General features: G+C 72.4%; 9 protein-coding genes. 1 reads left to right on the plus strand and 8 read right to left on the minus strand.

Translation table 11 applies throughout. The features are described 5' to 3' along the window. Positions 1–566, plus strand: a 566-nt coding sequence (locus B9G38_RS12360) for a hypothetical protein (protein WP_233127208.1), incomplete at its 5' end; no start/stop codon positions are given. A 416-nt stretch (positions 567–982) separates the two neighbouring features. On the opposite strand, the gene cysS is transcribed toward B9G38_RS12360, so the two are convergent. From cysS to B9G38_RS12395, 8 genes are all read right to left on the minus strand, one after another. Beyond that, positions 983–2,479 (minus strand): cysteine--tRNA ligase, encoded by a 1,497-nt coding sequence (gene cysS, locus B9G38_RS12365; protein ID WP_086220565.1) that lies wholly within the window; start codon positions 2,477–2,479, stop codon positions 983–985. A gap of 456 nt (positions 2,480–2,935) precedes the next feature. After that, positions 2,936–3,814: an S-methyl-5'-thioadenosine phosphorylase gene (mtnP, locus tag B9G38_RS12370; RefSeq protein WP_086220566.1), complete on the minus strand. Its 879-nt coding sequence runs from the start codon at positions 3,812–3,814 to the stop codon at positions 2,936–2,938. 100 nt (positions 3,815–3,914) lie between these two features. After that, a complete protein-coding gene (locus B9G38_RS12375; RefSeq protein WP_049931496.1) occupies positions 3,915–4,913 on the minus strand; it encodes a YeiH family protein in 999 nt (332 codons plus the stop codon). Then, positions 4,910–5,062: a hypothetical protein gene (locus B9G38_RS18280; protein ID WP_167373068.1), complete on the minus strand. Its 153-nt coding sequence runs from the start codon at positions 5,060–5,062 to the stop codon at positions 4,910–4,912. Before B9G38_RS18280 ends, B9G38_RS12375 begins: the two co-directional genes overlap by 4 nt. Positions 5,063–5,190: 128 nt before the next feature. After that, positions 5,191–5,859: an HD family hydrolase gene (locus tag B9G38_RS12380; protein WP_086216337.1), complete on the minus strand. Its 669-nt coding sequence runs from the start codon at positions 5,857–5,859 to the stop codon at positions 5,191–5,193. 12 nt (positions 5,860–5,871) lie between these two features. After that, a complete protein-coding gene (locus tag B9G38_RS12385) occupies positions 5,872–6,567 on the minus strand; it encodes a phosphoribosyltransferase (protein WP_049931497.1) in 696 nt (231 codons plus the stop codon). Between the two features lie 66 nt (positions 6,568–6,633). Beyond that, entirely contained in the window at positions 6,634–7,599 is a 966-nt protein-coding gene (gene kdgK1, locus B9G38_RS12390) for a bifunctional 2-dehydro-3-deoxygluconokinase/2-dehydro-3-deoxygalactonokinase (RefSeq protein ID WP_198945682.1), read from the minus strand. Between the two features lie 99 nt (positions 7,600–7,698). Beyond that, positions 7,699–8,286, minus strand: a complete 588-nt coding sequence (locus B9G38_RS12395; RefSeq protein ID WP_086220567.1) for a hypothetical protein — start codon at positions 8,284–8,286, stop codon at positions 7,699–7,701. Positions 8,287–8,346 lie beyond the last annotated feature (60 nt).

Consider the following 8,346-nt stretch of genomic DNA (forward strand, 5'->3'; position numbering starts at 1 on the left):
GGTCGGTTGCCCCCCCGCACGGGCGCGGGGGCGCCGCCCGGACGCCGGGGGATCCGCCCGTGCGCGACCCGGGCCGCTACGCGCTGACCGATCACTTCCGCGAGCGGCTCGAACAGCCCGGTCGGTACGTCTCGACGCGCACCGTGAGCGACGCGATCCGCGAGGGGCAGCTCCGGTGGAACAGCACCGACGGGTGGCGGTTCGCCCTCGTGGAGGGCGGCGTCCGGTTCGTCGTGGTCGTGAGCGACACGGAGACGAACTCCCCGGTCGTCGTCACCGGCTGGACCGAGGTCGCGGACCGCGAAGATGCGCTGGAGGCCTCGCGGTGGGACGGGGTCGACGTCGACACCATCGCCGTGCGGGCCGCGCTGAGCGAGTCGGCGTCGACGCCGATCCCGGACCGGATCCGCCCCCGGACCGTGACCCGCCCGTTCGAGGTGGGCGAACATCGCCTCGAAACCGAGCCGGGCGAGCCATTCGTGCGCTGTACCGACTGCGGCTGCCGGTTCCGCTCGAAGGAGGGGATCACCTCGCGGCGGTGTGGGCAGCGGTCGCCGGGCCGCTAGTCGGCGATACTCATTTCTACTCAACTCCATTCTGTTCGCTCGGTTCACGAGTGGCCAAGTCGCTGCGGTGGCGCGCGCCTCCGAGCGCCCTCTGGGCGCGAGGAGCGCCGCGCGAGGGAGTCAGCCGGCCGGAGCGAAGCGGAGGCCGGCTGACGAGGCTGGGGAGGCGTGAGGCGCGGTGCTGTGCGGGGTGGGACTCAAAGGGGCAGCCGCGAGGACGAAGACGCGCGACGTAAGGACCGCAGGCGCGAACGGAGTGAGCGCCGAGGACCGCAGCGAGCGCATCGAGTCCTCACGGCTGGGGCTTTGGAGGCGTTCGCGGTGGATCCGCCAGCAGCAGTTTATAACCGAACGACCGCGGTTTCCGGTACTGTCACCGCACCGATGACCCCGCCGGTAAACCACGAAGTTCCGTATTACTCGAACCGGTACGTCGCGCCGTCCGGGCCGTCCTCGATCTCGACGCCCACCTCCTGAAGCGCGTCCCGGAACTCGTCGGCGCGCTCGTAGTTGCCGGCCTCGCGCTCGGCCTCGCGGATGTCCAGCACCAGCTCGACCAGCTCGCCGGCCAGGTCCACATCGCCGTCGCTCGGCGACTCGAACTGGAGCCCGAGCACGTCGCCGCCCAGTTCCTCGAACGCCTCGACCGCCTCGCGAAGCCCGCGGTAGTCGTAGGCGGCGTCGCCTCCGGCTCTCCCGTCGACTGCGTCCACGTGGCGGTTCACCGCGTCGGTGAGGTCCAAGAGCGCGGCGGTCGCCTCCCGGAGGTTGAGGTCGTCGTTCATCGCGGCCGCGAAGTCGTCGCGCGCGGCGTCGACCGCCTCGCGGAGCTCTTCGTCCTCGGCCTTCGCGCGGGCCGCGGTGGAGTCGAGCGCCTCGACGGCGCGGTCGTAGGTGCGCGAGAGGCGCTCCCAGCGCTCCTCGGCCTCCGCGATCGTCTCCTCCGTGAGCGCCTGCTCGGACCGGTAGGCGGCGCCGGCGTAGAACGTGCGGACCACGTTGACGCCGAGCTCGTCTAAGGCGTCCGGCACGGTCCAGAAGTTGCCGATCGAGGAGGACATCTTCTCGCCGTCCATCTCCAGCAGGCCGACGTGGAGCCAGTGGCGCGCGAACGTCTCGCCGGTCGCCGCCTCCGACTGCGCGATCTCGTTCTCGTGATGCGGGAAGACGAGGTCCCGGCCGCCCATGTGGACGTCGAGCGTGTCGCCGAGGTGCGTCGTCGACATCGCCGAGCACTCGACGTGCCAGCCCGGGCGCCCCTCGCCCCACGGCGACGCCCACGTCTCGCCGCTCGGCGTCTCGGCGCCGTGGTCGTGTTTCGCGTGCTCGCGCGCCGCGGCCTCGCTCACGCCGTCCGCCTTCCACAGCGCGAAGTCGGCAGGGTTGCGCTTCTCCGAGCGCTCGTCGGGCTCGCCCTGCGCTTCGAGCGCGTCGACGTCCTGGTTCGAGAGCTTCCCGTACTCGTCGAAGCTCGTGACGTCGAAGTAGACGGAGCCGTTCGCCTCGTAGGCGTACCCCTTCTCGATCAGGGTCTCCGTCAGGTCGAGTATCTCCGGGACGTGTTCGGTGACGCGCGGGTACACTTCCGCCCGTTTGAGGTTCAGCCCGCGCATCGCGTCGAAGGTGGTCGCGGTGAACGTCTCCGCGACGTCGCACTCCGCGGCCCAGTCGTCGCGCTCGCCGACGCGAGCGGTGATCTTCTCGTTGACGTCGGTGACGTTCTCCACGTGGCGCACGTCGTAGCCGAGGTGGTCGAGCCACCGGTGGAGCACGTCGGCGTGGAACCACAGGCGGGCGTGGCCGAGGTGCGGGTCGTCCGACACCGTCAGGCCGCAGACGTACAGCGTGACGTCGCCGTCGGCCGTGAACTCGACGCGCTCGTCTTCCAGAGTGTCGGTGACGACGAGACTCATTACGACGTGGTTGCCGAGGTGAGCGTTTTAAATCGTCGGATCGGGCGAGACGACGAAGACGGGTCTGCCGCCGGTTCGTCTGTTCGGGTGTAGACAGTCGATGTCGACGGCGGACAGGTGGCGAACACCGCCAAAGCCCGAGCCACTCGCTTATAAATAGCTGATGGCGGACCCACGGCGAACACCACCAAAGCCCCAGCCGGGAGGCGGGCGCACGCTCGCTGTGCTCCTCAGTCGCTCGCGCTGCTCGCTCCCTGCGGTGCTTGCGTCGCCTGCGCCCGCCTCCCGGCTGCCCCTTTGAGTCCCGCCCCGCACAGCACCGCACCTCACACCTCCCCAGCCTCGTCGGTCGCCCTCCGCGCTGCTCCGGGCGACCGACTCCCTCGCGCGTGCTCCTCGTGGCCGCCGCTTCGCTCCGGCCGCTCACAGGCACGCGCCACCGCACGGCGCGTCTATTTACAAGTAGTCGCCGAGCAGGGGCTCAACGCGCTCCTTCGTCTCCTCGGGGATCGCCTCCGTCGGCGTGTTGACGGTGCCTTCGAGCGACGTGTGCGCGTCACACTCCAAGTCCTCGGGCAGGGTCCGCCCGGCCTCCCCGACGGCGGCCTTGATCGCCGCCTGGTTCTGCTCGGCGTTCTCGAGCACCTCTTCGAGCGTCACCTCGCTGTCCGCCTTCCACACGTCGTAGTCGGTGACGCCGGCGATCGTCGCGTACGCGATCTCGGCCTCGCGGGCCAGCTTCGCCTCCGGGATCGCGGTCATGCCGACGAGGTCCCAGCCTTGGCTCTTGTAGAACTCCGACTCCGTGCGCGTCGAGTACTGCGGCCCCTCGATACAGACGTAAGTGCCGCCCTTCACGACGTCCGTGCCGTCGTCCCCCTCGCCGCCGACGGCGGACTCGGCCGCCTCGGTGAGGTGGTCGACGAGTTCGGGGCTGTACGGATCCGCGAACGGCTGGTGGACGACGACCCCGTCGCCGTAGAAGGAGAGGTCGCGGTGTTTCGTCCGGTCGTAGATCTGGTCGGGAACGACGAGCGTGCCGGGCGCTAACTCCTCCTTCAGGCTCCCCACCGCGTTCGACGCGAACACGTGGGTGACCCCCGCCTGCTTCAGGGCGTACATGTTGGCGCGGTACGGGAGGTCGGTCGGCGAGACGCCGTGGTTCGAGCCGTGGCGCGGGAGGAAGGCGACCTCGCGGCCCGTGTCGCCGAACTCGCCGATCGTCACCGCGTCGCTCGGCTCGCCGTACGGCGTGTCGAACGCGACCTCGCGCACGTCGTTGAGGGGGAGCGCCTCGTAGATGCCGCTGCCGCCGATGAATCCGATGGTTCCCATACCCCGAGTGCGCCCGCTCGCTACTTATAAGGAGTGAACGCGGTCGGCGGCCGCGGTCGACGGCCCGGCGCGTCGTCGACGGCTCCGCGGAGAACCCGTCTCACAGCAGCCAGCGCACCGCCGCGAGCGCGACCGCGCTCACGGCGAGGAGGTGGACGAGCACCGCGCCGACGGGCGCGGCGCCCACCGCACGCATGTCGTCGACCCGGATCGAGAGCCCGAGGCCGACGAACGCCAGCGCGAACAGCGCGTCCGACACGCGCCCGATCGACGCCAGCGCGGCCGGCGAGAGCAGCCCGCTGTTGGCGACCGCCGCCACGGCGAGGAAGCCGAGCAGGAACTTCGGGAACTCCGCCCACAGCCGCCGGACGCCGGGGTCGGCGGCCGACCGCGCCGCGTACGCCAGCGAGTACGCGACCGCGACGCCGCCAAGGAGCGAGTTGCGCGCCAGTTTCGTCACGGTCGCCCACTGCCCCGCCTCGGGCGAGTAGGCGAACCCGGCGGCCGCGACGGGGCCGGTCGAGAACATGCTCACGCCCGCCCAGACGCCGAACTGCCGACCGGTGAGGCCGAGCCACTCGCCCGCGAGCGGGAACGCGACGAGCGTCGCGGCGTCGAACAGCAGGATCGTCGCGGCCGCGAAGGTGATCGCGGTCCCGCGCGCGTCCAGCACCCGGCCGATTGCGACGACCGCGGAGACCCCGCAGATGCTCGCGCCGGCCGCCAACAGGGAGGACGTGGGCGACCCGATCCGGAAGAGCCCGCGCGCGACGACCTCCGCGAACAGGAGCCCGCCGGCGACGACCGCCACCACGAGCCCGAGGACGGTCGGTCCCGCGGCGAGGAACTCCTCGACCGCCACCGCCGCGCCGAGCAGCACGATGCCGGTCTCTAAGAACAGCTTGTCGGCGCTCACGCCCGGCTCCGCGATCTCGGGGATCCCGACGGTGTTGCCGAGCCCGACGCCGATCCCGACGGCGACGACGAGCGGCTGGAGGCCGGGGACCGCGTCCGCGACGAGCGTCGCGGCGACCGCGCCGCCCGCGAGCAGCGCGAGGCCGGGCAGGTACGCGCGGACCGCCTCGCCGATCCCCGTCACAGCGCCTGCCCGACGAGGTGCGCGGCGACGATCCCGAGCCCCAGCGCGAGCGCCTGCCAGCCGCGGTCGAGCGCGGTCCAGCGGTCGACGAGGCCGGCTCCGGTCGCCGGGCCGTCTGACGCGACCCCGTCGTCGCGGTTCGATGCCATGGCCCGAATCGGTCCGGCCGACACTTACTGGTGTCGCTCGCGCCGGTGACGGTCGAGCGCCGTCCCGTCGATGGCCTCGCAACCGCTGAACGGTCGGGGTCGCGGGCGCTACCGGACTGCGAGAGCGCTTACCGGTCGCGCGCCGCCCGGTACCGCTCGCGGATCGACGCGAACAGCTCCTCCCCGGCGTCGGTCCGGAGCCGCGGCTCGCTCGTCGCGAAGAACTCGTCGAGGTCGTCGTACTCGCGGAACGCATCGGGATCGCCGCGCTCCGGGTCGTACCGGTCGCCGCGCTCGTAACGCAGGGCTTGGAGGCAGGTGTCGAGCAGGTCGCACTCCTTGACGAGGACCGCCTCCGGCGAATTGCGGGCCTCGTACGTCTCCCACGCGTCCCGCACGCGCTCCGGGAGCGGGCCGGCGAGGTCGCGCATGGCCTCTCGCTCGGCGGCGACCTTCGCCTCGCGATCGACCGCGTCCCCGGCCGCGTCGTCGTCGGCCGTCACGTCGGCCGCCCGCGTCGCCACGTCGCCTGTCTCCGCCTCGGCGACGTCGTGGACGACCGCCAGCCGGAGGGCGCGGTCGCGGTCGACGCCCGGGAGATCCTCGCGGAACCGGTCCCCGAGCGTCAACACGAGGTACGCGACGCCCCACGAGTGGGCGGCGACGGACTCGGGCTCGTCGACCCCGCGGAGCTGCCACCCCGTGCGCCGCTCGTCTTTGAGCGCGTAGGCGTCGAGGAGGGCGTCGAGCGCCGCGTCGTCTGCGGGGTCAGCGTCGGCGTCGTCTCCGGGGGCCATCGCTCGGTCCGACTACTCGGCGAGCGCCCACGTCTCGTCGCCGACGGGCTCGGCCACGTCCCGCCGGACCATCTCGTCGATGACCTCGTCGAGGCGGCCGGGCTGGGCGACCTCCATCTCGATCCGGCCGATGCCGTGGTACTCCTCTAAGTAGTGCCGGAGGTCCTCCCGCGAGAACGTCGAGTCGTCGGCGCGCTCCATGGCGCCCTCCGTGAGGTCGATCATGTCTTCGAGGAAGTTCCACGGGTAGACGACCCACGTCCACTGTTCGAGCCGTTCGCCCACGAAGTCGGGCTGGAACTCGGAGGTGCCCAAGAGCTGGAGGGTCGCGGTGCGGACCTCGCCCGCGCCGCGGTCCTCGACGTACTCCTCGGCGCGGCTGATCGAGCCGCCGGTGTCGGCGATGTCGTCGATGATGAGGACGTTCTTGTCCTCCACGCTCCCCTCGGGCATCGGGTAGCGGATCTGCGGTTCGTCGCTCTTCTCGGCCGCCCCCACGTAGTGTTCCATCTTGAGGCTGGTGAGGTCGTTGAGCCCGAGGAAGTCGCAGATACACCGCCCCGCGAACCAGCCGCCGCGGGCGAGGGCGACGACCACGTCCGGCTCGAAGTCGGCCCGCTTCACCGCGTCGGAGACGTTGCGGCAGAGCCCGTAGATGTACTCCCAGTTGGTGAGCGTGCAGTCGAAGTCGTCCGGGAGGTCGCTCATACGGGCGTACCTGCCACCCGCGCGCTGATAAGGGTTTAGCTCCGGCGCTCGCCCCGCGCCGGTCGACTACCGATCGATGCCGCCGTCGCCGGCCACCACGCCCTCGACCTCCCCGGGCGTGACGACGGCGACGTCGCCCGCGACGGTGCGTTTCAGCGCCGCGACCGCGGCCGCCCACTCCAGCGCGGCCGGGAGGTCGCCGCCGTCGATCCGCTTCGCGAGGTAGCCCGCGACGAACGCGTCTCCGGTGCCGATCGCGTCGATCGTCTCCGCGTCGAAGACGCCCTGCTCGTACACCTCGCCGTCGCGCAGCGCGACCGCGCCCTCCGTCCCGCGGGTGACGACGACCGTCTCGACGCCGAACTCCGCGGCCAGTCCGTGCGCGATCGCGACCGCGTCGCCCTCGCGGTCCAGCACCTCGCGGGCGTCCCGCCGCGGGACGAACAGCGTGTCGACGTGCTCGAACAGGCTCTCGTAGGCCGCTCGCGCGGTCTCCGGGTCCCAGAGCTTCTCCCGGTAGTTCAGGTCGAACGAGCGAGTGAGCCCCGCGTCGCCCGCCTCGCGCAGCAGCGCGGCCGCCGTCTCCGCGGCGCGGTCGGACAGCGCGGGCGTGATCCCGGTGGTGTGGAACCGGCTCGCGTCCGCGAACGACGCCGTCGACAGGTCCCCGGGCGTCACCGTCGTGATCGCGGCGTCCCCGCGGTCGTACACGACGTTCGACCCCCGCGGCGTGCCGCCGCGTTCGAGGTAATACGTCCCGACGCGGCCCTCAGCCGGGTCGGTCCACGCCACCTCGGGCGTCACTCCGTGGCTCCGCAGCTCGTTCGTCACTCGGCGCCCCGGCGGGGAGTCCGGCAGCTTCGAGAGCCAGACGGCGTCGACGCCGAGCCGCGACGCGCCGACCGCCACGTTGCTCTCGGCGCCGCCTGCCTGAACGTCGAGCGAGTCCGTCGTCTCCAGCCGCTCGCCGCGCGGGGGCGACAGGCGGAGCATCGTCTCGCCGAACGTCACGAGGTCGGTCACGCCGACCACCCTTCGGTTCGCATACTCGGCCGTCGCCGGGCCAGCACAAAAGCGTCCGCGATCGCCGCGCAGCGCGCGGGCGGCCCGGTAAACCTGGCGCTCGCACTGTCACCGCAGCGCGGAGATCAGCGCGATACCGCCCGCCAAGAGGAGCGCGAGCGCGGCCACGGGCTGGCCGCCGCCGACCGCGAGCGAGACGCCGTACACGAGGCCGGCCGCGAGCGCGCCGACGAGCAGGCTCGCCCCCGCGTGGACCGCGACGTTCCGCCGGACCCGAGCGCCCCGTCCGACCTGCTCCCCGAGGCCGACCCCGTGGTCGGCGACGTCCCACGCGACCGCCAGCCCGACGGCGGCGACGAGCAGGGCTTCGGGCGGGGCGCCGCGGTACCCCGCGAGCGCGATCCCCGCCACGCCCGCGGTCGCGCCCCACGTCAGGACTCGCGCCGACCCCCGGAGCGAGCCGCCGAGGAACGCGAGCGCGCCGACCCCGACCAGCGCGCCGCCCGTCGGACTCGCTATCAGCGCGGCGGTCGCCGCGACGCCCGCGGCGGCGAGGCTCGCGACGACCGCGACCGTCGGGGGCCGGGCGTCCGCCTCGTGGAAGTCGGCTGGCGCTTCGGACGCCGACTCGTCGCCCCCCGTCGCAATCGCGGATCCGTCGCCAGCCGTTCCGGGCGCCGAGCCGTCGCCGCTCATCGCGACCACCGCCTCGTCGCGGCCGCGACGAGGCGGTGGTCGCGATGAGCGGCGACGGCT

It is taken from the genome of Halorubrum sp. SD612, from assembly GCF_002135005.1.